We start from the raw sequence: 447 nt of genomic DNA, 5'->3' as shown, positions 1-447 counted from the left end.
CCGGGTGCCCAAACGACGAATGAAGACACCGCTCAGGTCTTTAGCTCTGCTAATGGCAATGCGATTAGTCTTACCGACATTGACAGTGCTTCTGTGACCACCACGATTTCTGTGGCACACGGCAGCTTAACGGCTCTGGCAACAGCAGGGGTGACCATTACGAATAACGGTACAGGAACGGTGACTCTGGTGGGATCTCCAGCCAACATCACCACTGCCTTGAATGGTTTAACTTATACTCCGGTTGCTGATTACAATGGTGCAGACAGCTTGACGGTCGTCACCAGTGACGGCCTCTTAAGTGATACGGACAGCATCGCCATTACAGTCAATCCAGTTGCGGATATTGCCAATGATGTCATAACCATGAATGAAGACACGGTGGCAAATTATGATGTCAATAATAATGATACCTTTGAAAACGCAGGCCATACCATTACTGCAATT

At 48.1% G+C, this 447-nt stretch carries 1 protein-coding gene; it reads left to right on the top strand.

The features are described from left to right. Positions 1–447 (top strand): hypothetical protein (locus Lqua_RS15665; RefSeq protein WP_202972763.1); only part of this gene is annotated, 447 nt, incomplete at both ends.

This window comes from Legionella quateirensis (genome assembly GCF_001467955.1).
GTDB lineage: Bacteria > Pseudomonadota > Gammaproteobacteria > Legionellales > Legionellaceae > Legionella > Legionella quateirensis.
This window is presented reverse-complemented; position numbering and strand designations above follow the sequence as displayed.